Genomic DNA, 1,333 nt, shown 5'->3' on the forward strand with positions numbered 1-1,333 from the left:
AAGTCTTTATCGGCTCCGGTCAGGGGACTTACCTTGAGATTGAAGAAGAGTTCTCCGGCTGGCAGCGGGCGTTACTGGTGGCGGTGGAATTTCTGGTGCCGCCGACACGCGGGCTGCTCAAAGGCGCGGGGAAACTGCTGACCAAAACCGGCCCGCAGGCGGTGCTGACTGGCGCAAAGCTGGGAGCCAAAAAAGCCAGCCATGCCCTGAAAGGCAGGCTGATTTGTGCCAAAGCCGCGTTTAAAGCCAATAAAGGGGTTAAACGTTTCACTCAGGCCACCAAAAAATTCTTCACGGGCGACCCGATAGACGTGACCACTGGCAGCCTGTTTGACCAGCGTACCGAGTTTGAACTGGGGCAAACGATACCCCTGACCTTTACCCGCAGCTGGTCACCGGGATTGCGGGGCCTGCTCGGCGAAAACTGGCTGGACAACTTCTCCGAGTCCGTTATCGTCACCGGCGACCGGATAGAAATCCTGACGCTGGAAGGCGCTTCCCTGCATTTCGCCCTGCCCCGGAGCGTTGACCACAGTATCAACCCGGAGCACCCGGAATTTACACTGAGCCGGCAAAAACAGGGCTTCGTTCTGACCGAACGTAATAATCCGGTCAGAAAATATTTTACCCAACCGGGCATCTCAGTGACTGCCGGCACACAGCGTTGGCAACTGGCCGCCCTGCGTGACCGCAACGACAATGCCATCGGGTTTCACTACACCGAACAAGGCCAGCTAAACCGGGTCACCCACAGCGACGGCCCGGAGCTGATATTGTTGTACCGCGAGGATGGCCTGCTGTCCGATATCCGCCGCCGCGACAGTGGTCTCAGTGACGTGCTGGTGCGCTATGACTATCACGACAATGGCTGGCTGGCGGAAGCGGACAGTACCCAGCAATTTCACCTGTTCTATGACTATCAGGCACAGGGACTGATAAGCCGCTGGTCAGACGGTGACCAGACAGCCGTGGATTATGTGTATGATGCACAGGGACGCTGCATTGAAAGTGTCGGCAGCGGGGGCTATTATCCCGTCCGGCTGGACTATGAAGCCGGTATCACCCGCTCCACCACGCCACAGGGTCATACCACCACCTGGCATTATAACGCCGAACAGCAGGTCACCCGGGTCGAAACCCCGTGCGGTCACGTCACGCGGTATGAATACGATGACTGGGGCAACCTGCAACGGCAGATCCTGCCGGAAGGGCAGGTTCTGCAACTGGATTATCTGGCGGATACCGGACTGGTGACGGCATTTACCGATGCCACCGGTGCAACATGGCAATACCACTATGATGAGACTGACCGCCTTATCAGCATGACCGATCC

The 1,333-nt window shown here is 57.7% G+C and carries 1 protein-coding gene; it reads left to right on the top strand.

What is annotated here, in order from left to right; translation table 11 throughout:
• Positions 1-1,333 (top strand): DUF6531 domain-containing protein (locus tag ABLA76_RS17800; RefSeq protein WP_348988927.1); only part of this gene is annotated, 1,333 nt, incomplete at both ends.

Source organism: Xenorhabdus sp. SGI240, from assembly GCF_040081915.1.
In the GTDB taxonomy this organism is placed as follows: Bacteria; Pseudomonadota; Gammaproteobacteria; order Enterobacterales; family Enterobacteriaceae; genus Xenorhabdus; species Xenorhabdus bakwenae.